Raw genomic sequence first — 25,244 nt, 5'->3', positions numbered from 1 at the left:
CTCGCGTGACGGGCTCGTTATAGTCCGGGCGTAAAGATATGAAAGGGAGGCGAAGGTGTTCATGCTGGAGACCGTATGGTTTATATTGATTGCCGTGTTGTTCGTCGGCTTCTTCTTCCTTGAAGGTTTTGACTTTGGGGTAGGCATGTTAGCGAGATTCCTCGGCAAAACGGATACGGAGCGCAGAGTGCTGATCAATACGATCGGCCCGTTCTGGGACGCCAACGAGGTGTGGCTGATTACCGCCGGCGGCGCGATGTTCGCCGCTTTTCCGAATTGGTACGCTACGTTGTTCAGCGGATTTTATTTAGCGCTGTTTTTTATGCTGCTTGCGTTAATCGGACGTGGGGTTGCCTTTGAATTCCGCAGCAAGCTCGATAACCCGAAGTGGCGTCATACCTGGGATTGGGTGATTTGTATCGGCAGTCTGCTGCCGCCGCTGTTGTGGGGCGTTGCGCTCGCCAACCTGATGAAAGGGGTGCCGATCGACAAAAACATGAATTACGTCGGCGGCTTCTGGGACCTGATCTCCCTGTATTCGCTGACGGCCGGCGCCAGTATCGTACTGCTGTTCCTGCTTCACGGCGCGTTGTTCCTGTCGCTGAAGACGGAAGGGGAGCTGCGCGAGAGAGCCCGCGGCGTCGCGCTTAAAATCGGGGCATGGACAAGCGCTGTGATGTTTCTTTTCGTTATTTTAAGTTATTTTCAAACGGATATGTTTACTTCCAATGGGGTTAACCCGGGGATGGCTCCGATTCTCGCCGGCATGGCTTTGTTCTCGGTCCACTTCTTCATTAAAGCCGGTCGTGACGGGTGGGCGTTTATCGCAACCGGAGCAACGATTGTACTGTCGACCATTACCGTATTTATGATGTTGTTCCCGAACGTGATGATATCGTCGTTGAACCCGGATTGGAATCTGACCATCTATAATGCGGCATCCAATACGTACACGTTGAAGGTCATGACGATCGTCGCCGTGTCGGTGATCCCGTTTGTGCTGGCTTATCAGATCTGGACGTACTGGGTATTCCGCAAGCGGGTGACCGCGTCGGATCATTTGGATTATTAAAGGACTGATCTTATGATCAAACGATTACTGCAGCAAGTCAAAGGCACCCGCAAGCTATTGGCGGCAAGCATTGCGACCGGCACGGCCGGCGGGCTGCTGCTGATCGGCCAGGCCGTCTATATCGCCAGCATCGTGGACGGGGCTTTTCTTGGCGGCCGAAACTTGGCGGCATTATGGACGGAACTGCTTGTTCTGCTGGGCATTATTGCGGCCCGATCGGCGCTTCATGGAGCCGGTGAATATATGTCGACCCAAATGGCGCAGCGTATCAAAAGCGATCTTCGCCGCAGACTGGTCCGCAAGCTGGCGGAGCTAGGGCCTCAATATGCAAAAGGCGAGCGGAGCGGGGAGTTGCTTGGCACGTTGTACGAAGGCATAGAGCAACTGGAAAGTTATTTGGCTAAATATGTGCCGCAAATGGCGCTTTCCGCATTTATCCCCGCTGCCGTCTTTGTAGTTGTTGCGGGTTACGATTGGATATCCGCCGGCGTATTTGCCGTGACGCTGCCGCTGCTGGTCCTGCTCATGATATTGATCGGCAAAGCGGCGAAAGATAAGACCGATCGGCAGTTCCGCCTGCTTGGCCGTCTTGGCGGGCATTTCCACGAGGTGCTCCGCGGTTTGCCTACGCTCAAAATGTTCAACCGCAGCCGGGCGCAGATCGGGATTATCGCGCGAATCAGCGAAGAGTACCGGCGTTCGACGATGGGCACGCTGCGGCTTGCCTTTTTGTCCGCTCTTGTGATGGAGCTGTTCGCGGCGCTCAGCACGGCCATCGTGGCCGTCTTTCTCGGCCTGCGTCTAATCAAGGGAGAGATTGGCTTTGAAGCGGCTTTTCTGGTGCTGCTGCTGGCACCGGATTTCTATACGCCGATCCGGACGCTGGGCGCGCAGTTTCATGCGGGCATGAACGGAGTGACGGCAGCTGAACGTATCTTCGGGATTTTGCAGACCCAGCCGGCGGGCTGGACGGAAAACGAAAACGGCCTGCGGCTTCCGACGAAGCGTGAAGGATACCGGATCACGTTTGACAATGTCAGCGTCCGTTATCCCGGGGCCGATCGTGCGGCGTTGTCCGGCTTGTCGCTGACGATTGAGCCGGGTGAGCGTGTGGCGGTCATAGGACCAACCGGGGCGGGCAAAAGCACGCTGCTTGATTTGCTCCAAGGTTTCGTCAAGCCGACGGAAGGACGTATTTATATCGACGGCGTCGAGCTGTCGCAAATCTCTATCGCCTGGTGGCGGGAACAGCTGTCGGTACTGGAGCAGCGGGTGCATCTGTTTCACGGGACGGTCGCCGACAATGTTCGGCTGGGCCGGCCGGAGGCAACGGATGCGGAGCTTATTGCCGCTTGTCAGGCTGCTCAGGCCCACGATTTTATCCAATCACTGCCCTGCGGCTATAATGCCAAGCTGGGGGAAGCGGTGAAGCTGTCGGGCGGGCAGGCGCAGCGGGTCGCCATGGCGCGGGCTTTGCTTCGGGATTGTCCGGTGCTGCTGCTGGATGAGCCGACAAACGGGCTCGATCTTGCCAGCGAGGCGATCGTCGCCGCTGCGTTGGAGCCGCTGCTGCAAAGCCGTACGTCGATCACCGTGTCGCATAGGCTGGATACGGTTCGCTCAGCCGATCGGGTGGTGGTTATTGCCGAAGGCAAGCTCGTTGAGCACGGAGCACCCGGAAAACTGCTTGCAGCCGGCGGGCTTTACGCCCGGATGCTTCAAGCGGCTCATCGCGATTTGCCGTTGGTAGACGGGGGGCTGAAGAAGGAGAGCTTGTTGCCTGAAGCCGCATTCGAAGCGTCTCTCGGCTCGTCTGTCGCACATTCGCTTGCAGCCGACCCGGATACCACTGCGGCCGGCGGGGATGCGGCCGAAGGAGAAGCTTCTAATGACAACCCGGCTGGCGCTGGCTGGCGGACGTTCGTGCGCCTGCTGCAGTTTGTCCGTCCTTACAAGTGGAGAGCGCTGCTGGGCATATTGCTGGGGATTTTCACTGTGGCGATGAACATCGGTCTAATGGGGACGTCGGGATATTTGATCGCCAAGGCGGCGCTGCGCCCGGAGACGGTGCTGCTGCTGTACGTGCCAATTGTCGGTGTACGCTTTTTTGGCATCACTCGCGGAGTATCCCGTTATGTGGAGAGGCTCGTTTCGCATGACGTTACGTTCCGAATTGTCAAAAGTGTGCGCGTGTGGCTTTATGAGCGGCTGGAGCCAAGAGGCGTCCGGCTGTTTGAAAGCAGACGCAGCGGAGATGTGCTGGGGACAGTGATCAGCGACGCGGAGCAGCTGCAAAACTTGTATCTGCGCGTTATTGCGCCGCCGCTTGTCGCCTTGTTTACGCTGCTGCTGGGCTTCGCCTTTTTGGCGCATGCACAGCTTGGGCTTGGCCTGCTGCTCGCCGGCATGATGCTGCTGACCGGGTTTGTCGTCCCGTGGCTCAGTCATCGGCTCGGGCAGGCAAGCGGAAAAGCGATTGTCCGGTCGCGTTCGGATATGTATGCCGAAACGTCCGATCTTATAGCAGGATTGCCGGTATTAGCCGTTTACGGCCAGCTCGGCCGGAAAGAAGCGCTTATGGCGGATGCTCAGGGCCGCTTGGACGCGTATCAGCAGACGCAGAATCGGATTGCCGCCTGTACGGCGGGGGTGATGGCCGGAATGTCCCAGCTGACGATGTGGCTTGTGCTGGCGATGGCCATTGCGTACGCCGCAGCGGGAAGCATCGATGGCGTGTTGATCCCGGCGCTTGTGCTTGTGGCCTTGGCCAGCTTTGAGCCTGTGCTGCCGCTGCCTTTGTCCTTCCAGCAGCTCGGCCAAACGTTATATGCCGGAAGCCGGTTGTTTCGGCTTGCGGACGAAGACGCGGATGCGGCTCCTGCGCCGCAGGCCGGACAAAAGCCGCATGTGAGGCAAGTGTCGGAAGTACCTGCGCCAGAAGCACCTCCCGTGACTCAAGCGTCGGAAGTGCTACAAGCACCTGCGCCGCAAGCGCCGGATAGGCGCACAACTGCATCCCCTGCGCCTTGGCAATTGAAGGTGAGCGGCTTATCGTTCCGCTACAGGCCGAAAGGGTCTTGCGTGCTGCGCGATCTCTCCTTGACGCTCGAGCAAGGCAAACGCGTTGCCGTTGTGGGAGAGAGCGGCGCAGGCAAAAGCACGCTGCTGCAGGCGCTATTGAGGCTGCGCCCGTATGAAGCCGGTTCCGTTTCCATCAATGGGGCCGATCTGCATACATTGGATGAGGAGGCGGTTCGCGAGCAATTTGCTGTCGTCTCGCAGCGCGTGCAATTGTTTAATGCGACCGTGGCGGATAACTTGCGGCTTGGCCGTTCCGATGCGACGATGGAGGAGCTGCGGGAGGCCTGCCGGATTGCGAGGATCGAAGACACCATTATGCAGCTTCCCGACGGTTATCATACGATCATCGGCGAATGGGGCGCCAAGCTGTCGGGCGGCGAATGCCAGCGGCTTGCGCTGGCGAGAGCGCTTGTACGTCAAGCGCCCGCCATATTGTTTGATGAACCGTCGACCGGACTGGATCCGCTCACCGAGCAGGCGTTTAACGTGCATCTGGAGCCGCTGCTTGCGGATAAAGCGGTGCTGTGGATTACACACAAGTTGTCCGGTTTGGAGAAAATGGATGAGATTATTTTGCTTCATAACGGTATTGTTCATGAAAGAGGCACGCATGACGAGCTGATGTCGCTCGGCAAAATGTACCGCAAGCTTTGGGACTACCAGCAATCGGACAGCCGCCAATTTGACGAGAAACAGGTATCGTTTCGTATAGCTTAAATGGAGAGGCTTCCACAATTAGGAACCGCGCAATGACGCACTTACGCAGGAGATTTCCTCCTGCAAGTAGGTGCTTTTTTCTTGTTCAAATACATCAAGAAGCTGCTGGTCTCGGTGAGGACGCTCAGGAAAAGCTTTAAGTTTGGGTAACAATATCGGCGCGGTAAGTGGTTACATTTTGAACTCGACCCATTATAATGAACTTAGGTACCGATGAATGCGTGAAGGAAACGATGAATGTAAGCGCTAAACTTATGAAGCGATAGGTGTGATGAGGCATATGGGCAAACACAAAGCTCGAAACAAAGGGACAATATATTGGAAGAACCTCGGACTCGTATTGCTGATTACCTGTATTCCTATTGCTTTTATAGGAGTTATTATTTATTATGTCGGAACCGACCGGATCGAAACCGAAGTTAACAAGGCGCATCAGAACCAGCTGAATTCATCGGTTCAGCAAATGAACGACTATTTGACCAATTTGGAGCATTCGGTTGTGCGGCTTGCTTTTGACCGGAATATGGACGAGACGTTGACCCACCTTGATTTCGTGCAGGAATTCCAAACGACCAACGAAATTATGAAATCGTTATCGTTAATTACCGGCTCGAATTCTCTGATTAGCAGCGTGTGCTTATACTTGCCTCATGCCAATAAGATTATCGGGGATGATGGATTCCAGTCCGTCCGGACGGAGGAAGACCGCAACCTGCTGAATTCACTGCTGGATAAAGAACGGACCATCTACTGGAATTATTCGCTGAGAAAAATCAATATGCCGGACTCGGCCAATAAAGCGATTGTCATTAAGCTGCCGGGAGGGCAGGTCTACGGAACTTACGGGATCGCCATCATTTATCTGGATCAAAATAAATTAGACAGCATGGTTCAGAAGCTTGTTTCGGGCGAAGGGGTTTCTTTCCTGTTTAATGAGAACGGCGATTATTTAACAACGCTGCCGCGTCGTGATGAAGGTCAAGGACAAAGACTGGAAGACGCGCTGAAAAGCCGCATCCTCGTGGATGAAGCCAATGAAAATATGTTTAAGTTCGATTGGCACGACAAGAATTACAACGTGACTTATGGAAGAATCAACAAATTAGGCGGCAAGTGGACGTTTGTGTCGGCCACGCCGATCTCCCAAATCGTAGCCCCCGTGACCTCTTTGTCGAAACTGATTGTCTGGATCAGCATGCTGGGCCTTACGCTTGGGCTGCTGCTGTCCTGGTTCGCTTCCAATAAGATCTATGACCCCGTCTACCGGCTAAAGAGCTTGTTCGAGAACACATGGGCCCACAAGTCCACCGAAAAGGACGAGATCACGTATATCGAACATCAATGGAAGCTGCAGCTTCAGGTGCAGGAGGATCTGTCCAGCCAGATCAAGCAGTCGATCCCTGTGCTGCGGGAAAGCTTCTTGCTGCAGTTTTTGCAGGGCAATCTGTACAGTCACACCGAATCGGAGCTGATACAGAAGTTAAGGCAGCTGGATTGGGACGCCGAGCACAAGAAGTTTGCCATGATGGTTGCGCAGCTCCACGGGATTTCCAAACTGGAAGGCAAATTTTCCGAGCATGACGCCCAATTAATCACTTTTGCCGCCTCCAACATCGTGACGGAGCTGTGCAGCGAGAAATTCAACATGTTTCACGTGATTAACTTTCAGGACTTATCGTTGGGTGTGTTTCTCGTATTGGATGAGACCGGCTCCCATAGTGAGCTGGAATCGACGCTCAACAAGCTCGCTCATGACTACATCGCTGCGGTCAACAATGTGCTGCGGCTGAAAGTTACGATTGTTACCAGCAAAATATCCGATTCGATCGAGCAGATGCCGATAATTATGGAGCAGACACGCAAAGCGCTGCGTTTCCGCGATCTTCACACATCCAATCAGATGCTCGACATGAACCAGCTGACACTGAAAAACACCGGACAGCACCATTATCCCTCCGAGCGGGAACGGGAGATCGTACACGCCGTCAGCATGGGGTTGGAGGACGAGGCGGTGCGGCTGATCAGGCAGTTCATGCTGGAGCTGCAAAGCAGCTACAATGCGGAGCTGATGGTCCATCAAGGGATGATGAAGTTGCTGGGGGCGATTCATGACGCGATGATCAAGCAGGATGTCAACCTGCTGGATATGTACGGCGGCGTTCATCTGTACGAGCAGCTGATGCAGCTGACCGAACCGGAGCAGATCGTCGATTGGTTCCAATACAATCTGATTCGTCCTTTTGTCAAAACCTTATCGATCGCGTACGACGCCAATTTAAAAGAAATGATCGACGAGCTGCTTGTGAAGATGGAGAAAGACATCCTGCTTGACGTTTCCTTGGAAATGTACGCCGATCAGCTGCAGATCAGCCCTTCCAAGCTGAGCAAGGCGTTTAAGCAGTTTAACGGGATTAATTTTATCGATGCCGTCGTTCGTCTGCGGATCGAGAAATGCAAGGAGCTGCTTGTGACCACCGATATGAAAATCAACGAAATCGCCGATCAGCTGCATTACCAGCCGTCGTATTTGATCCGCATGTTTAAAAAGAACGAAGGCATCACGCCCCGGCAGTACCGGGAGAAGCATACTTAACGTGCGGCAGGCTCCGGCTCCTGCCTAAGAGCTGATAGCTGTCGCATGAACAAATCCATAGCCATCAACGGGTTCTTTCCGATACGGGAAGGGCTTTTTTTGCTGATTTCAAAAAAAGACGATCGCCGGAAATTTTTAAATCGCATAGCAATAATTTGTTATTATTGCGCTCCACAGGAACGGGCCTTACCTTTAAGCTATCGGCACAACATTATCAAAGATGGAGGATGGTACATGGATTACCAAACGGCGAAGATCAAGCGGCAATCGCTGACGCAAAGTAAAACCAAAACTTCGTTATGGTCTGAATTGAAGCGCGACAAATATTTGTATCTATTGGTGCTCCCGGGGATTGTGTATTTTCTGTTGTTTAAATATTACCCGATGTGGGGGCTGGTTATCGCCTTCCAGGAATATTCGCCTTACATGGGTGTGTTTAAAAGCGCATGGGTGGGGCTAGAAAATTTCGTGCGGTTTTTCGAAAATCCCGACTTCTTCCTATTATTTCGCAACACGATGATGATCAGCTTGCTCAGTCTTGTTTTCTTCTTCCCGCTGCCGATCGTGTTGTCTCTATGTATGAATGAAGTCGCCAGCAAGTATTTTAAACGAACGATCCAGTCCATTGTATATCTGCCGCACTTTCTGTCTTGGGTCATTATCGCGGGCATCACGTTCTTGCTGCTGTCGCAGACCAATGGAATCATTAACATGCTGTTTCAATACGCCGGGTTTGCCAAAATTGATTTTTTGACTAATCCGAATTTTTTCTGGGGCATTCTGACCGGGCAGAACATATGGAAGGACACAGGCTGGGGCACGATTATATTTCTCGCCGCCATGACGGGCATCGACCAGCAGCTCTATGAAGCGGCTAAGATTGACGGCGCCAACCGGCTCCGGCAAATGTGGCATATCACGCTGCCGGGCATCCGCAACGTGATTATCATCCTGCTGATATTGCGCCTTGGCCATATTATGGACGTCGGTTTCGAGCAGGTGTTCCTGATGAGCAACGGCGCGGTGGCAGGCGTGGCGGACGTGTTCGAGACCTACGTATACCGCAATGGGATTCAGCAAGGCCAATTCAGCTATACGACGGCGGTCGGACTGTTCAAGTCGGTTATTGGTCTTGTGCTTGTGGTTGGCTCCAACTGGTTGGCCAAACGGTTTGGCGAAGAAGGCGTGTATTAAGCAAAGGAGGTAAAGCCATGAGAGAAAGCTACGGGGATCGCCTCTTGGGGATCGCCAATGTGATTTTGCTGGTGGTGATCGGCATCGTCACGTTATTCCCCTTGTATTATGTGTTTGTCGTTTCTTTCACAGAACCTAGCGAATATATCGAGAAATACGGTTTTGTCCTGTTTCCAAGCAAATGGAGCATCGGCGCTTACGAGTACCTGCTCTCGACTTCAGCTTTCATCCGCGCTACCGGGGTGAGCGCATTTCTGGCTACGGTCGGAACCTTGCTGAGCTTGATGATCACCTCGGCGTTCTCGTTTGGGCTGTCCCGGAAACGGCTGCGCGGGAGAAGAACGCTGCTGCTGCTGGTGATGTTTTCGATTTTGTTTAATCCGGGGATTATTCCCGTTTATCTGCTTGTGCGTGACCTGGGTCTCATCAACAGCGTATGGTCGTTGATCGTGCCGGTATTGACCAGCGGCTGGTATGTCATCTTGATGAAAAGCTTCTTTGACAGCATTCCCGCTGAGCTGGAGGAAGCCGCCATGATTGACGGCTGCAATGACCTGAGCATTTTCTTCCGGGTCATCCTGCCGCTTTCGGCCGCGTCGCTGGCCGCTTTCGGGTTGTTTTACGCCGTCGCTTACTGGAATACGTTTTTTAACGCCGTGCTGTACATCAACGATTTCACGAAGGTGCCGCTGCAGATTGTGCTGCGCAACATGCTGATTGACTCCGATACCGCTGTCGGCGGCGCGTCGGCGGTGGAGATGGCTTCGGATAAGCAGCTGCCGACGCAAACGATCAAGATGGCCGCCGTTGTGGTGTCCACGCTGCCGATTTTGCTGGTGTACCCGTTTTTGCAGAAGCATTTTACGAAGGGTGTTATGTTAGGTTCTGTCAAAGGATGATCGCATCCGACGCATCCGGCAGGGCCGCCAACCAAATATAAATACGCGCAAAAGGAGATTGGTAACATGATCAGCTTTAATGATTTGGAGAAAGATTGGCGTATCGACAAAATGGAGCAGGTGGTCATGAAAGGCGAGCGCCGGAGATTGGCCGGCTGCAATGCAAGACTGGGCGTACACGGCAAGGAAGTGAGCTGTCCCTTGGTGCGGATTACGATCGGAGGCGTTACGGGCTACGGCTGGTCCCGGGTCTCGCACGAAGCTGCTGCAGCGCTTGTCGGCGCTTCGGTAAGCGACATCTTTTGCGAGGAGATGTGGGTGAAGGAGCGGTTCCAAAGCATTCAATTTCCACTGATTGACTGGCTCGCCAAAGTTAGGGGCATCCCGGTGTATGAGCTGCTGAGCGGCCGGACATGGGCAGAACCGCTGGAAGTGCCGGGTTATGACACGTCGCTTTATTTTGACGATCTGCATCTGAAATCCGAAGCCGATGCGGTTGCGCTACTCCAGGAAGAAGCGATGACGGGGTATAACGCAGGTTTCCGCGCCTTTAAAATCAAAGTCGGCCGAGGCGCGATGCATATGGACCTTATGGAAGGCACGCAAAGAGATATTGCCATCGTAAACGGCATCCGGGAAGCGGTCGGCCCGCACTGTGGCATAGCGATTGATGCGAACAACGGTTATAATCTGAACTTGACCAAACATGTGCTGAAAGAGACGGCGCATTCCAACCTGTTGTGGATTGAAGAAGCATTTCACGAGGACGACAGATTGTACCGCAATCTGCAGGATTGGATGGCCGAGCAAAAGCTGAACGTGCTCATTACCGACGGCGAAGGGCTGGCGGCCAAACCGATAGTGGAATGGGCCGAGCAAGGTTTAATCGATGCGATTCAATATGACCTGAGGGATTATGGGGTTGTGAACTGGCTGGTATTGGCGAAGAGATTGGCTAAATCCGGAGTCAAGGCGGCACCGCACAACTACGGCGGTTTCTACGGCAACTATGCCTCCGCGCAGGTGTATCCGGCCATCGAAGGTTTCATGTACGTCGAATGGGATGAGGCGCAAATTCCGGGCATCGACACATCCGGTTACAGCGTCAAGGACGGTAAAATTGCCGTGCCTTCGTCTCCGGGGTTTGGTTTGCACGTGGACGACGCTTATTATGAAAGCAAAGTGAGCGAAAGCGGCTGGACGGTGTAGCGGTAGAGGCTCCAACGGCATTGTAACGGCAGTAGCTAAAAAGTCTGTGGCGGCGGCTATGCCCGTCTTAGCGGCGGTACCGGCTGCGCCTTCTGCCGCAATAGGTCATTAACTATATGTATGGGAGATGAGTGAAGCATGAATAACGATAAAAGCACTCTGTTGATGAAGCGCAAAGCATTTCTCGTTTTATCCGCAATGGTCGCATGTTCTTCTCTGGTGGCAGCTTGTTCCTCGTCAGCGCCTTCGGCTCCGGCGAAAGATGGAGCAGCGCCTTCTGCGCCGGCCAAAGAAGAAGCCAAAGCGCCGGCCAAGCCAACCGAGATCCGCATCATGACCGACTTTACGATCGCTCAGCCTCCCGGCGCGGACAATCCCGTTCAGAAAGAATTCGAGAAGAAGACGAACACCAAGCTGACCGTGCAATGGATTCCGGGCGGCGACTATGCAGACCGTGTCAACGTGGCGCTGGCGGCCGGCGATCTTCCCGATCTGATCAAAATTCCAAGCATCACGACGCCGCTTTTCCGGCAAATGGTGAAGCAAGGAGCCTTCTGGGACTTGACGCCGTATATTAAGGACTACCCGAATCTGGTGGCGATCAATAAAAAGACGTGGGAAAACACCAAGATCGACGGCAAAAATTTCGCCGTTCCTGCGGGGCGGCCTTTGGACGGAGGCGGATTTTTCGATATCCGCAAAGATTGGCTGGATAAGCTGGGGCTGAAAATGCCGACCAATATGGATGAGCTGTACACGGTCATGAAAGCGTTTAAGGAAAATGCGCCGGACGGGATGAAAGACACGGTCGGATACACGATGCGCGGCTCTGGGGTCATTGACGAAGTGTTCCTGGGCACCATCGGCAAGTGGAAAGCGGTGGACGGCAAGCTGGTGAACATGTATCTTCAGCCGGAGATGAGAGAGTCGATCCTGTATCAGCGCAAATTGTTCCAGGAAGGGCTGATCCCGCAAGATTTCCCGGTGCTGAAAGAAAACCAGTATTGGGAACTCGCGACCAGCGGCAGAGCCGGAATTACGAATGAAACCCCTGAGGCGCTGTTCCGGTATACGATGGATCAATGGAAGAAAAACCCGAAGGTGGAATGGACACCGATGGTTTCCATTGCCGCCAAGCCGGGAGGCAAGCCTTATGTTTCGCAAGGCACAGGCATGAACGGCGTGCTGGCGATACCGAAATCGGTGCCGGAAGACAAGATGAAGGCGATTTTGAAATTCGTCAATTACGGTTCGGGCGGCGAAGGGCTCGATCTGACGTTGTATGGCATTAAAGATGTTCATTATGCGGTAAACGATGGCATCAAGGTGTCCAACGATAAAGCGGTGGCGGACAGCGTAGGTACGGCAACATGGGGCAAAATGTTCAGCACGCCGGTAGTTGATTTGTGGCAATACGCCGCCGGCATGCCTAAAGAGATTTACCAACGGAACATGAAAATCGCCGAAGAAAGAGCGAAAATTTCCGTCGGCGACCCGGCGATCGGTCTCGTGTCCGATACGGAAATCAAGATGGGCGCGGACTACACGAAGAAATTTGCCGATATGAAAACGCAAGCGATCATCGGGAAAGTGTCTTTGGAAGACTGGGATAAATACATCGACTCGCTGAAGAAAGATCCGAACTACCAGAAGATCACTGATGAAATCAACGTAGAGTACAAAAAGCGGCTGGAGCAGAAGTAAGCTTTGATTCACTCCGCACGCAGGCCATCTTGCAGCTTGCGAAGAGGTAAGGGATTCCTTGCCTCTTTGCTGTGCGGCCGGCTTGCGGATGACGGAACGGCTGAATCGGGAAAAAGGAGCGGGATCACATGGAATATGCGGAATTCGGAAAAACGGGGGTGCGCGTAAGCCGTATCGGCTTCGGAGGCGCTCCGGCGGGATTGACCAATTATTTGATGCAGTATGATCCGCATCTGGCTGACAACAATGACCGTATTATCGAAGCGATCGACGCTGCGCTGGAAGCGGGTATCAATTATTTCGATACGGCGCCGGGGTACGGCAGCGGCAAAAGCGAAGAATTGATCGGTTATGCGCTGAAGGGCAGCCGCGACAAGGTGTTTCTTGCCAGCAAAGCGAAGCTGTGCCCTCCAGACGAGCTGCGGCGCTCCCTTGAACAGAGCCTGAAGCGGCTGCAGACGGACCGGCTCGATTTCTTCCAGTTTCACGGTACCAGCTACAGCGATGCGGATGTGCGGCGAGTACGGGAAGAAGGCATATTGGAGCAGATGATCCGGCTTAAGGAAGAGGGCTTGGTGCGTTTTATCGGGTTTACCAGCGAGGATTCCAACCGGGCGGTGTACGATTTTATCCAGTGCGGGCAGTTTGATATCATGCAGATTTGCTACAACATATGCATGCAGCATCCGTATGATCCGAACCGGCCATTCGGCAGCATCCTGGAAGCGGAGAAGGCCGGGCTGGGCATTGCCGTGATGCGTGCTTTTACATCGGGTGTTTTTCAGCGGTGGATGGCGATGGTTCACCCGGATAACCAGTTTGATTACACCGAAGCGCTTATTCAGTTCGTGCTTTCCAATCCTCATGTCGATGTCGCTTTAATCGGGATGAGAAACGCCGATGAAGTCCGGAAAAACGTCGCAATTTGCGACAACCTGTCGGGACGGGTCGATATTGGGCGTATGTTTACCTATTATTGAGGAAGGGAAACTGCGGCGGTACGGCCGCAGGGAGAAGTCACCAATACGCACCTGAGCACCGGTTAATAGGGGGCCGCCGAAAAAGCAGCGCAATGAGCGAAAGCAGTCTGCAGAAGCTCCAGCGTTTGCTTTTTCAGCAGCGTTCTATTAGGGCCGGTGTTTTTTTGGTCCTTAAGAAGATTTGACGCGCGCTTGGCTTGGCTGCTTCTTCAGGATAATGGAATCATACAACGTTCCGTGCGAAGGAAGCTTGGAAGTAATCCAATCGTCTTCCAAATGCGTTTCCAGCGGGTAGTTAAAGATGGACTTCAAGCCGTTCCCATAACGGAGAATCACTTTGGCCTCCGGCTGAATGACAGCTCGCAGCTCATCGAGTAGTGCCAATTTGGATTTAACCAGCGAAGCGATAATCACATGTGTGGCGTCTTGCGCAAAAGAAAGCTCATGAACGCGTTTCTCCGTAAATCCGACTTTGTCGTTAAGTCCAGAGGCTCCGGCTACACGTCTGGCCAATTGCACGGCTTCGGCGTCGATATCGAGTCCGAGAACGGCAGCGCCGGTGTCTTTGGCGATGGTCAATGAAGACAACGGGAAAGCGCCCGCGCCAATGAACAGAACTTTGGAGTTCCCGGTAATGCCGTAACGGACAAGCTCTCCTCTAACCGCGTCGGATAGAGTGGACAGATACCCTTGAATGTTCTGTTTCTTATCGCAAATGCAGCTGGAATGGTATTTCTCCATATCGCAAAGCGCCTGCACGGAGCTTTCCCTCAGCTTTTCGGCATACGTTTTCACGTCTTCGCAATCGCCATAGATCCTCCAAGCGCTCTCATTTTCTTCGTCCATCATAAAGCTGCTTAATCTGTCAATCCGGTCTTTCAACAGCACGTAACAGTCACAGCAAGACTTGGAGTAATCGGTTAACTCCTTGATTTCATAGTCAAGCGATTTCATGCCTAACATTAATTTGTATTTGCCGAGCACGTCGGCTGTGGCTTCCATGGATGTGTTCATTTGCCCGTACATGCGGTTACCTTTCTTTAATAAACAAAGTTTAATGGATAGGGGATAGTGAGCCCGATTCGGGCTGTTACCCATTATGCCCAACATTGATAATCATTATCACTTGTGGGATAAAAGAACGCTCACGGCCATTGCAAGGTGAACAAATAAGCAGTTATACACAGGGTTATACACAATCCACACAGCCTTTTAAGCCTCATTGTGTATAAATCAAGGTGAATATATAAACATATCCACAGAAGAGGATATTCACAAAGAAATTGTAAACATCTGCAACCGCGGTTAGCCAAATTGTTTTGTGTGTTGTCAATTAGAAAAAATTTATATTAAAATAGCGTCGGAGAGACCATCATGCCTTCTGTGCTATATGGATACACGAACGGGGATTTATCGCAGTGAGATTGATGTGAAGAAGGAACGTGAAACTATGTCCGCAGAGGAGCATCAAAATACAGACGCCTTGCCGGTCCGCTCGAAAAGAACGATATGGGTAAGAACCGCAGGTTCATACATTGCGGTGGCTGTAGCCGTACATAACTCATTTAAGGACCCATTGTCGCCCCCTTCCTGGATTGAGTGGCTTTGCCTGTTCGGGTATTTGCTGTTGTTTTGGTTTCCGCGCGGAAAGACGTACAGCTTGCGGGGAATAGCGCTGATCTCGCTGGTTATCGCATTGATGCATACGCTTAATGTAACGGTTTTCCATTCCGGATATTGGAACGTAACGCTTCAGCTGATCCTGGTGGGCTTTATGGCCAGCCGGACCGGAGAACGGTATATTCCGTGGATAGCCGGCGGGATTGTTGCGGAAATGGTTTTGTTGTCCTTTATGTTTCCCGTTTCGTTGGAAAACCGGATGTGGAATTTGGTTAGTATTGCCGGCGTGTATTTTGGCGTTCGTGGTCTTGTGGAACGGAACGAATTTCACAGACGGACGCGGCGGCATTTAGAAGCGCTGCAGCAGGCGCATGCGGAGCTGCAGGAGGCGGCGGTGGTGTCGATGCATCATGCGGTGCTTGAGGAGCGCAGCCGGATTGCCCGGGATATCCACGACTCGTTGGGACACAGCCTGACCTCGCTGATCGTGCAGCTGCAAGCCGTGCAGTATATGGTGGCGAATGGCCCCGATGAGGCCCGCGAAGCGGTGAAAAATATGCTGGCCGTCGCCCGGCAAAGCCTACAGGATATCCGCACATCTGTGCATGCACTTGCTGACGACGGGCCAAGTATTGGCCTCGACTCGCTTCGTGCGCTTGTATCGCAAACGCAAATCCACACCGGCTTACAATGCCGCTTCCAGGTAGATGAAAGGCTGGAACTGCCTTCCGGAGTGCTTATTGCGCTGTACCGGATTTTGCAGGAGGCTCTAACGAATATTACGAAACACGCCGAAGCCGCTTCCGTTCATGTCGAGCTCCATAAACGGGAAGACGGAGTATATATGGAGATTGCCGACAACGGCAAGCTGGCCCAAGCGGGGGAACTGCAGCTCGGCTTTGGCATGCAGGGGATGAAGCAGCGTGCGGCAGCTCTTGGCGGGAGCTGCGAATGGACTGCGGGGCAGCCTAGCGGGCTAAAGATTAAAGTACAAATCCCTTTAACGGTAGAGGAGGAATCACGTGATGGAGGAACCGCTGCAGAACATACGCATCCTGCTCGTTGACGATCAGACCATGATTCGGCAAGGACTGGGGTATGTCATCCGGCTGCAGCCCGACATGGAAGTGGTTGGGGAGGCGGCGGATGGCGAAGCGGCAGTGGAGCGATGCCTTGCATCGAAGCCGGATGTCGTCTTAATGGATGTGCAGATGCCTAAGTTGACCGGAATCGAGGCGGCTAAACAAATTATAGATGCGCTGCCTGACACGAAAATTGTCATTTTGACCACATTTGATGTGCAGGAATATGTATATGAAGGTATTCGCGCCGGGGCTGTAGGTTACTTGCTGAAGGATGCCGATTCCGAGGATATGCTGCAGGCGATACGATCCGCATACCGCGGCGAAGCGGTGTACCGTACGGCCAAAGCGGGTCAAGCGTTATCCGACGTTCTGAGCGAACGGGAAACGGGCGGTTTGACTGCGGCGTATAAGGAGCATTCGGACGCTTGCCTGCTGGAGCCGCTGACCGGCAGGGAGCTGGAGGTGCTGCAGCAGATGGCATATGGGCTGCGGAACGACCAGATCGCCGTGAAGCTGACGATCTCCGAAGGTACGGTGAAAGCGCACGTCCATCGGATTTTGCAGAAGCTGGCGGTCGATGACCGCACCCAAGCGGTCGTTTATGCGATTCGCCAAGGTATGGTGCAGTAATGTATATTCATTCATCTGAACCTGACGGATTGTTCGTCGGGTTTTGTTTTTTGAGTATACATCTGTCCGGCCTGCGAATACTAAGCTTGAATTTTATGGCAGGAATAAGGCTTGAAACGAATCTGCGAACGAAATGAGCGAGTGCCGATGAAAAATATGAATGAGATCAAGCCGCCTAAAAAGCCGCTGTTTTATTATTACGGGATCATTTTGCTAGTTATTTTACTGGCGAATGCTTTCATCTTCCCGGCCATCTACGACTATTCGGTGAAGGAAGTCGATTACGGCACATTCCTTCGGATGGTGCAGGAAGGCAAGATTAAGCAGGTCGAAATCCAAAATAATGTGATCGTTTTTACTCCGGTGGATACGACGGAAGCAAAAATGTTTAAGACGGGCGCCATTGAGGACCCGAAGCTGGTGGACCGGCTGTACGAAGCCAATGTCGCGTTCGCGCGTATCGTCCCGAAAGAAACGTCGCCGATATTAAGCTTTTTTCTGACCTGGATTCTCCCGTTTCTAATCTTTCTAGCGTTGGGGCAATGGCTGATGAAGAAGATGGGAGGGCGAATGGGCGGAGGCAACGTATTGTCTTTCGGAAAAAGCAACGCCAAGGTATACGTCGAAGCGCAAAGCGGCATTACCTTCGTTGATGTGGCGGGGCAAGACGAGGCCAAGGAAGCGCTGCAGGAAATCGTCGATTTTCTGCATAACCCGAAGAAATATTCGGAGATCGGCGCGAATATCCCCAAAGGCGCACTGTTGGTAGGTCCTCCGGGGACGGGCAAAACGCTGCTGGCCAAAGCGGTGGCGGGTGAATCGAAGGTCCCCTTCTTCTCCATATCGGGCTCCGAGTTTGTGGAGATGTTTGTCGGGATGGGTGCGGCTCGGGTGCGGGATTTGTTTAAACAAGCGCAAGAGAAGGCGCCATGTATCGTTTTTATCGATGAAATCGACGCCATCGGGAAAAGCCGCAATTCCGGCGGTATTGCCGGCGGCAACGACGAGCGGGAGCAAACGTTAAACCAACTGCTGACCGAAATGGACGGATTTGATGCGGACAAAGGCGTCGTCATTCTGGCGGCCAGCAATCGCCCGGAAACGCTGGATAAAGCGCTGCTCCGGCCGGGGCGGTTCGACCGCCGGGTTCCTGTGGAACTGCCGGATTTGGCGGGGCGGGAAGCCATCTTAAAGGTGCATGCCAAAAAGGTAAAGATGGCGGGCGACATCGATTTTCACGTGATTGCCAGGGCAACCTCCGGGGCGTCCGGCGCCGATCTTGCCAATATTGTCAACGAGGCCGCATTGCGGGCTGTGAAAATGGGCCGCAGCCAGGTGACGCAAAATGACCTGGAAGAATGCGTCGAGATCGTCATTGCCGGCTACCAGCGGAAAAATGTGCTTATTTCCATGAAGGACAAACTGACGATCGCTTACCATGAAGTGGGGCACGCCTTGGTCGCGGCCAAACAGAGCCATTCCGCACCCGTACACAAAATTACGATTATTCCGCGGACTTCCGGCGCTCTGGGCTACACGATGCAGGTGGACGAGCAGGAAACGGTCTTAATGTCCAAGGAGCAAGCCTTGGACAAAATCACCACTTTTATGGGAGGACGCGCCGCGGAAGAAATTATTTTTAACCGCATTACATCAGGCGCTTCCAATGACATAGAGCAGGCTACCAAGATTGCTAGAGCGATGGTGACAAGGTTCGGCATGAGCGAAACGTTTGATATGATGGCGCTGGAAACGGTCAACAACCCTTATTTGGGCGGCGATACTTCGATGCTGGTTTCAGCGGGGACAGCTTCCAAAGTCGACGACGAGGTGCTGCAAATCATCCGAAGCTGCCATCAGGAAGCGATTCGCATCTTAGAGGAAAATAAAGAAAAACTTCATGAAATTACGAAATATTTAATGGAGAAGGAAACCATATCGGGAGAGGAATTCATGGGTATTTTACAGCGTGAACCATCTGCCGCGGAGTAATGCATTTTAACGTCCCCATCAGGACCGTCCGGTGATTTGCACTGCACCCCCATTGTCAGACATCATCTAACATGGGAGGTGTGGTTCAATTTTATCGGGCGGTCTTTCCTCTTTATGGGCATCCGTATAAATCATTCCATTGAGAAAAAATGACTTCATAAAACGGTCACATATTGAGGCAAAACAGGTATCGAATGATGTTGATAATCAATATCACTGGGCGTATAATCTTAAACTAGAATGATAATCAATATCACTGGGGGCGTGCCGTTTATGTCATCACTCAAAATAAAAGATCGTGGAGAAGTTTTAACTTTGCAATTTTCCGAGCTTCGCAATTATCATGGCAATCTGGCCTTAATGGCAATTGGCGTTGGTTTCCGTGCGGTTCAGGCCGCACTTGCGGAATTGTACGGCGAGGAAGCTCCGGAACGCAGCAGCTTGTCCGTGCAATCCGGCCATGCAGGCCCGGGTTTTCGCGATGCGTTCGAATATACAACACGGGCAGTGACACGCGGGGCGTATAAGGTCGATGTCAACTATCCCGTGGCTCAATACGATCCGTACCGTCCGCAGTCTTATGCGTACGTCATTTCCGATGCGCAAGGGGCGTCGGTAGAGGTTGCGCTGAAACCGGACTTTTTGCCGTCCGTGTTTTACGAGTATTTGAAAAAAGGCAGAGAAGGCACGATGACGCCGGAGGATACCGCAGCGAACGAAGCGCTCAAAGCATCGTTGTGCGAGAAGGCGCTGGCGCTGCCGCAAGATGAGCTGCTTGAGGTTAAAAGATTGTCATGAGCCCCGTGACAGCAGCAGACTTTCTCCTGCTTGACTCAGGCGCCGTCTTCAGCGAACAAACCGTTCGCAACGGGCAGGACGATCCGGCTACCAAGGTTCTTGACCAATACGATCTGCCCTCGTACGACTTGCTTGGGGCAGGGCATAAGTTTCTCGTTATCGATGAATTTATCGACCAGGAACTGATGCTGGAACAAAAGGACCAAGTTCGAGCTTTTTTGGACCAAGGCAATATTCTGTTTTTCAGCGGACATTTATTCCGGCCCTGGATTCCCGGAGCTTCGTTATTTGTCCCGAAGACCATCCGCAATCACCACGATTATACGGTGACCGTATTGGATCATCCGATCTTTGCGGGCGTGAAGTCGGAGGATATTACTTATAACAAAGGGGTGGCCGGTTTCTTCAGCCGGGGGCATCATCCTGTTCCGGAAGGAGCGGAGGTGCTGCTGAGGCTTGCCGGGGAAGAGCCGATTACCTATATCGACCGGTTCAGCACGAAAGGAACCATCGTGGTTCACGCAGGCCGCAATCTTCTGAAGTACCGCCACAACAATCACAGCGGGGGACGGATTGGCGCGCAATTCGCGCAATTTCTCTTTGAAGAGCACCAGGCGTTGCAGACGAGGGGGGTACAAGCTTGAGAAAAATAGCCGTTCTTTACTCGGGCAGCTCGCACCAGCATCGGACGTTTACGGAGCCGAAATACGCTGAGTATATCGCCGAGCTGTTGTATTTGCCCAAGCTTGCCCAAGCGGATCTGAGCCGGTTTGATGTGCTGATCGTCCCATCGCAGCTCCACCAGGAGCAAGTTACGCGTCATATGAATCAAATTCAAGGCTTTCTGGATAGCGGCAAAACCGTCGTCGCTTTGGGCGGACAACATCAGGACTGGTTCCCCGGACATCACTGGGAGTTTCGTGCGACCAATTTTTGGTGGTGGCTTGAACCGGGCGCCAAAAGCGGTCTGGTCATGACGCAGCCGGAACACGATTTGTTCCGCTACATTAATTTGGAAGACGCAACCTGGCATTATCACGGGGTATTTTTCCCCAAGACGGAAGTGGAGTCGTTGATCGAAATTGAGAACGACGGCTCGATTATGTATGTGGATAAAAAAAGCACGCCGGGCACGCTCATTTTGACAACACTGGATCCCGAGTATCATTACGGCTCGTATTTTATGCCTGCAACGGAACGGTTTTTGGACGGATTTCTGCCATGGCTGGCTGAGGGCCGGATTTAAGCGAGAGGCGCGCAGACAAGAGAGAACGATGAATACAAGGAGAGAACATTCATGTTGAAAAAGATGCATAAGCCAGCGGCTTTGATGATGTTAAGTTTGGCATTGTTTGCTGCGGGATGCTCCGCCGGGAACGGCGCAAGCGGTTCAACCGCAAACGACACGCCGGCGAAAAACACGCCCGCAGCCGACACGGCTCCGGCGGCGAGCACGGCGGCTGCCGTAGATATTTTGAAAATTGCCGGTTCAAACAACGGTTACCCGTCTCCATTTGCTTTTAGCGCGTCGGGTCCTTTCGGTTATTTGAGAAATTCGTTTATTTTCGACACGTTGACGTGGAAGGATGACAAAGGCGTTATTCCGTGGCTGGCGAAGTCGTGGGATGTGACCGACAACGGGCTGACCTATACATTTAAGCTGGAAGAGAACGTCAAATGGCATGACGGCCAAGCCTTCACTGCGGATGACGTCGTATTCAGCTTCAACTATTACAAAACATATCCGTTTAACTGGAACGGCGACATTAGCCAAATCAAAAGCGTGGATAAAGTGAACGATTTGACGGTGGTGTTCCATCTGAACAACAAGTACGCGCCGTTCCTGAGCGATTTGGTCGGCATTGTGCCGATTATCCCCAAGCATGTGTGGGAGAAGGTAACCAAGCCGGCTGAATACCGCGACGATGCGGCTCTGGTCGGAACAGGCCCTTATAAGCTGAAAAAATACGACTCGGCAACCGGACAGTATTTGTTTGCAGCTAATGAGCAATTTTTCAAAGGTCAAGTGATGGTGAAGGAAGTTGCCTTCGTGGCTGCTTCCAATAAGCTGCTGGCTCTGCAAAACGGCGAAATCGACGAAACGTACACGTCCAGTTATGCCGATGTGCAGACGGCGGAGAAAGCCGGCTTCAAAACGATCAAAAGCGAGCCGACAGGCAGTGTCGTGCGGATTTCGTTCAACCTGGATCATCCGAAATTAGGCGACAAACGGCTGCGTCAGGCGCTGGCGTACGCGCTGAACCGTGAAGAAATTTCGTCGAAAATTACGGGAGGCAAGCCGATGGTTGGCAGCGCCGGCGTAGTGCCGACGGACTCCCCTTGGTATAACAAAAACGTGAAGCAATACCCTTATGACCCAGCGCAAGCCGAAAAAATATTGGACGAGCTCGGTTATAAGAAAAATGCAAACGGCGTTCGCGAGGATTTGAAATTAAGCGTGATGACCTCCTCTACGATGCCGGATGCGACCATGATGAAGGAAATGCTGAAGAAGGTCGGCATTGAGCTGAATCTGGTTCAGCTGGATGCGGCTGCATTCGCGACGGCGCTTGGCGAAAATAAATACGATATCGCTTTGACCGGCCATATCGGTGCAAGCGGCGACCCCGATTATTTGCGCTTGTGGTTCTCCGGCAAGGCGGCCAACATGTGGTCTTCGCGCGGCAAAAGCCTGCAGCTGGAAGAATTCCACAAGCTGGCGGAACAGCAGATGCAGGAGCTTGACGAAGGAAAACGTCATGAGATTGTGAACAAAATGCAAGACGTGCTTGCCGAAGAGCTGCCTACGCTGGTGCTGTATCACCGTCCGTTTTACGACATTCACAAAGCCGAAGTGTTCGACAAATTCAAGAATACATTCGGCGGGATCGCTGACGGTATGCCGCTGTGGGAAAATAAGGTGTATTTCATAAATGTCAAAAAATAGCAAGTACCGTTCGTATTTACTCGTATTGGTATTCGTATTGCTGCTCAACTTCTGGCTTCCTCGGCTTTTGCCGGGGGGGCCCGTTGAATATATAACGGGTGGCGGCGAAGAAGGCGTCGTATTTCTGACGGAAGCGCAAAAGGCAGCGATGATGGAATATTATCATCTGAACGATTCGATCGGCACGCAGTTTGTGAAATATTTGCAGGGCGTTTTTACGTTTGATTTCGGCTTGTCCGTTGCTTATAAGGCGCCGGTATACGGCATCATTATGGAGCGGCTGCCATGGACGCTGCTGATCGTGGGAGCGGCGGGCGTATTATCGATTGTCATCGGCCTGCTGGCAGGGCTGTATTCCGCATGGCGGTATCCCGGCCGGAGGGACCGGGGGCTGTTTCTGACGATGCTCGGTTTGAGCGCGATTCCCGAGTTTTTGATCGGCATGATTTTTCTGATCTGGATGGCGGTGAAGCTGAAATGGTTCCCGCTGAGCGGAGCAAAAACGGCGTTCTTGCGTTCGGATTTGTGGATCGATCATGCGATCGACGTCGCTCGTCATGCCGTGCTGCCGACGCTAACGCTGACCTTAGCCAGTCTTGCGGGCATTTATTTGCTGATGCGCAATGAGGCGATTCGTGTTCGCAATGAACCGTATATCGAATTTGCCTCGGCCAAAGGGATCGGTGCGCAGACTATCGTCATGGGGCATATTGCCCGCAATGCGGCGCTGCCGCTGGTCACGATGATTATTATTCGTATGGGCGGCTTGATGGCCGGTTCCATTTTGGTGGAAACGGTGTTTGCTTACCCGGGGATCGGCAAGCTGCTGCAAGAGGCGATTCTGGGGCGGGACTATCCGCTGCTTCATGGACTATTTCTGATGATGACTTTATTTGTGCTTGCGCTTAATTTTATTGCCGATTGGATTTATCCATATCTGGATCCGCGCATTCGAACCGCTGCGAAGAGGGGGACGCCAAGATGAAGCTCACCTGGTCTCAGCGAGTCGGCGTGGTATTGTTCGGTGTATTTGTGCTTGTCGCGGTTTTCGGGCCGGTGGTCAGCACGATTTCTCCTTTTGCGATTGATGCGAGCCGGCTGCTGCCGCCTTCCTCCGACTACTGGCTGGGCACCAATGCGATCGGACAGGATATATTCAGCCAGCTTGTCCATGGCGCCAGAACAACGTTGTACACCGGCTTGATGGTGGCGATCATCAGCACGCTGATCAGCGTGAGCTTGGGGCTGTTGGCCGGTTATTCGCGAAGATTGGACCCGCTGCTGAACGGCCTGGCCAACATGCTGCTGGTGCTGCCTTCCTTGCTGCTTATCCTGATCGTCGCTTCGTTTACCGGGGGCGGTACGTGGCAGCTGATTCTCACGTTGGGGTTGTTGACGTGGCCGGGGTATATGAAGCTGATCCGGGCATCGGTGCTTTCGCTGAAGGAAAGGGAATTTATCCGGTTAGCCCAGATGTATCATGCCAGCACGGGCTATATATTGTTCCGGCATCTGCTGCCGTTTATTTGGCCGCTGATCCGAGCCAAATTCGTATTGTCCTTTGGCTCCGCGGTAGCGGCGGAAGCCAGCTTGTCCTTCCTGGGGATCGGCGATCCCAGTTCGGTGTCGTGGGGCAAGATGCTGCAGGACGCCTTCTCGCGCACGCAGACGTTTATTACCGATGCATGGCTGTGGATGATCGTCCCGCCTGCTCTGGCGATCATGATCGTCACCGTGGCACTGGCGCTGATCGGCGAAAGCAAAATGACGGGCAACCGCTTCGCGGCTGCGCTGAATCGCAAAGCGAGCCGCGTCGTGCCGGTGAAAGAGATGGAGCGGAAAACGGGCTGCGAGGAGCCTTGTGTCGACGGGGCTGCGCTCGGCTGCCATTTGGCGGCTGACGATCAGCAGCCGGCGGCTATTGTCGTGCGTGATTTGCAAGTGACATATGGCGCTAAAACGATCATTCATCCGATCTCTTTTGAGGTGAAGATGGGCAGCATCACGTCCTTGGTTGGGGAGTCGGGTTCGGGCAAAACCACGATGGCCCGCACTATTTACGGGCTGGTGCCGCATATATCGGTAAGCGGTACGGTGATGATCGACGGGCATCATATTTACTTGCGGGACGAGCCTTGCACGATGCAGCGCTGGGTGGATGCGGCTTATATTTTTCAGGATCCGCGCAACAGCTTTAATCCGATTATGACGATTGGCCGGCAGTTTTATGAAACGATGCGGTTGCAATCCAGCAAGGAGCAGAAGCATGCCGCGGCGGTTGCCGCGCTGGCCGAAGTGCAGCTGGGAGCTCATGTGATGAACCTGTATCCCCACCAATTAAGCGGAGGTATGCTCAGCAGGGCGCTGATTGCGCTGGCCTTGGTGAACAAACCGAAGGTACTGATTGCCGATGAGCCTACGGGGGCGCTGGATCCGATTGTGAAACGGGAAGTGTTTGATCTGCTGGTCCATAAAGTGAAAGAGCACCACATGACGCTTCTATTGATTACTCACGATATCCCTGCAGCGCTGCATATTTCCGACGAGATGATCGTGCTGCAGGACGGTGTGCAGGTGCAAGGCGAACAGAAGCAGCTTTATTTAGGCCAGGGCAAGCGGTTGTACCCTCAATACGGGTAAGGGGTCTGTATGGGCGGATGAATTTAGGTGAGTATTCGCCATTATGCTTTCGCTGGGTTGATTCCTAGGGAAGCTCGGCTGGG

At 53.0% G+C, this 25,244-nt stretch carries 18 protein-coding genes; 17 read left to right on the top strand and 1 reads right to left on the bottom strand.

Annotation, left to right across the window (positions count from 1 at the left end):
* The first annotated feature begins 61 nt into the window (after positions 1–61).
* From cydB to EYB31_RS21355, 8 genes are all read left to right on the top strand, one after another.
* Positions 62–1,072, top strand: a complete 1,011-nt coding sequence (cydB, locus tag EYB31_RS21390) for a cytochrome d ubiquinol oxidase subunit II (protein WP_131015440.1) — start codon at positions 62–64, stop codon at positions 1,070–1,072.
* Between the two features lie 12 nt (positions 1,073–1,084).
* Positions 1,085–4,870 carry a thiol reductant ABC exporter subunit CydD gene (cydD, locus tag EYB31_RS21385; protein WP_131015439.1) on the top strand — a complete coding sequence of 1,262 codons (3,786 nt, stop codon included), beginning with the start codon at positions 1,085–1,087 and terminating at the stop codon, positions 4,868–4,870.
* A gap of 280 nt (positions 4,871–5,150) precedes the next feature.
* A complete protein-coding gene (locus tag EYB31_RS21380; protein ID WP_165452530.1) occupies positions 5,151–7,463 on the top strand; it encodes an AraC family transcriptional regulator in 2,313 nt (770 codons plus the stop codon).
* A gap of 234 nt (positions 7,464–7,697) precedes the next feature.
* Positions 7,698–8,657 carry an ABC transporter permease gene (locus tag EYB31_RS21375; protein WP_131015437.1) on the top strand — a complete coding sequence of 320 codons (960 nt, stop codon included), beginning with the start codon at positions 7,698–7,700 and terminating at the stop codon, positions 8,655–8,657.
* Positions 8,658–8,674: 17 nt separating this feature from the next.
* Positions 8,675–9,556 carry a carbohydrate ABC transporter permease gene (locus EYB31_RS21370; RefSeq protein WP_131015436.1) on the top strand — a complete coding sequence of 294 codons (882 nt, stop codon included), beginning with the start codon at positions 8,675–8,677 and terminating at the stop codon, positions 9,554–9,556.
* Positions 9,557–9,622: 66 nt separating this feature from the next.
* Entirely contained in the window at positions 9,623–10,765 is a 1,143-nt protein-coding gene (locus EYB31_RS21365) for an enolase C-terminal domain-like protein (RefSeq protein WP_240762689.1), read from the top strand.
* Positions 10,766–10,903: 138 nt separating this feature from the next.
* A complete protein-coding gene (locus tag EYB31_RS21360) occupies positions 10,904–12,469 on the top strand; it encodes an extracellular solute-binding protein (protein WP_131015435.1) in 1,566 nt (521 codons plus the stop codon).
* 128 nt (positions 12,470–12,597) lie between these two features.
* Positions 12,598–13,449 carry an aldo/keto reductase gene (locus EYB31_RS21355; protein ID WP_131015434.1) on the top strand — a complete coding sequence of 284 codons (852 nt, stop codon included), beginning with the start codon at positions 12,598–12,600 and terminating at the stop codon, positions 13,447–13,449.
* A gap of 171 nt (positions 13,450–13,620) precedes the next feature.
* Here EYB31_RS21355 and EYB31_RS21350 read toward each other — a convergent pair whose 3' ends face one another.
* The gene (locus tag EYB31_RS21350) at positions 13,621–14,463 is read right to left on the bottom strand and encodes a nicotianamine synthase family protein (protein ID WP_165452529.1); all 843 of its coding nucleotides are present in this window, start codon (positions 14,461–14,463) and stop codon (positions 13,621–13,623) included.
* A 376-nt stretch (positions 14,464–14,839) separates the two neighbouring features.
* On the opposite strand from EYB31_RS21350, the gene EYB31_RS21345 reads away from it, so the two are divergent.
* The 9 genes from EYB31_RS21345 to EYB31_RS21305 all read left to right on the top strand — a co-directional run bounded on the left by EYB31_RS21345 (position 14,840) and on the right by EYB31_RS21305 (position 25,161).
* Positions 14,840–16,135 carry a sensor histidine kinase gene (locus tag EYB31_RS21345; protein ID WP_131015432.1) on the top strand — a complete coding sequence of 432 codons (1,296 nt, stop codon included), beginning with the start codon at positions 14,840–14,842 and terminating at the stop codon, positions 16,133–16,135.
* Positions 16,095–16,784 (top strand): response regulator, encoded by a 690-nt coding sequence (locus tag EYB31_RS21340; protein WP_131015431.1) that lies wholly within the window; start codon positions 16,095–16,097, stop codon positions 16,782–16,784. The genes EYB31_RS21345 and EYB31_RS21340 overlap by 41 nt, the downstream gene beginning before the upstream one ends.
* 147 nt (positions 16,785–16,931) lie before the next feature.
* Positions 16,932–18,776, top strand: coding sequence for an ATP-dependent zinc metalloprotease FtsH (ftsH, locus tag EYB31_RS21335; protein WP_240762687.1), 1,845 nt, complete (start codon positions 16,932–16,934; stop codon positions 18,774–18,776).
* 273 nt (positions 18,777–19,049) lie between these two features.
* The gene (locus EYB31_RS21330; protein ID WP_131015430.1) at positions 19,050–19,574 is read left to right on the top strand and encodes a hypothetical protein; all 525 of its coding nucleotides are present in this window, start codon (positions 19,050–19,052) and stop codon (positions 19,572–19,574) included.
* Positions 19,575–19,579: 5 nt separating this feature from the next.
* Entirely contained in the window at positions 19,580–20,218 is a 639-nt protein-coding gene (locus tag EYB31_RS21325; RefSeq protein ID WP_420819461.1) for a phosphate starvation-inducible protein PhoH, read from the top strand.
* Complete coding sequence (locus tag EYB31_RS21320; RefSeq protein WP_131015428.1) at positions 20,215–20,820, top strand: hypothetical protein; 606 nt, start codon at positions 20,215–20,217, stop codon at positions 20,818–20,820. The genes EYB31_RS21325 and EYB31_RS21320 overlap by 4 nt, the downstream gene beginning before the upstream one ends.
* A gap of 51 nt (positions 20,821–20,871) precedes the next feature.
* Positions 20,872–22,521, top strand: coding sequence for an ABC transporter substrate-binding protein (locus tag EYB31_RS21315; protein ID WP_240762685.1), 1,650 nt, complete (start codon positions 20,872–20,874; stop codon positions 22,519–22,521).
* Entirely contained in the window at positions 22,508–23,506 is a 999-nt protein-coding gene (locus tag EYB31_RS21310) for an ABC transporter permease (protein WP_131015427.1), read from the top strand. Before EYB31_RS21315 ends, EYB31_RS21310 begins: the two co-directional genes overlap by 14 nt.
* The gene (locus EYB31_RS21305) at positions 23,503–25,161 is read left to right on the top strand and encodes an ATP-binding cassette domain-containing protein (protein ID WP_131015426.1); all 1,659 of its coding nucleotides are present in this window, start codon (positions 23,503–23,505) and stop codon (positions 25,159–25,161) included. The genes EYB31_RS21310 and EYB31_RS21305 overlap by 4 nt, the downstream gene beginning before the upstream one ends.
* Positions 25,162–25,244: the final 83 nt, after the last annotated feature.

Source organism: Paenibacillus thalictri (assembly GCF_004307995.1).
Taxonomy (GTDB): Bacteria; Bacillota; Bacilli; order Paenibacillales; family NBRC-103111; genus Paenibacillus_AF; species Paenibacillus_AF thalictri.
The sequence above is the reverse complement of the archived record's forward strand: the minus strand, read 5'-3'. Positions and strand labels throughout refer to the sequence as shown.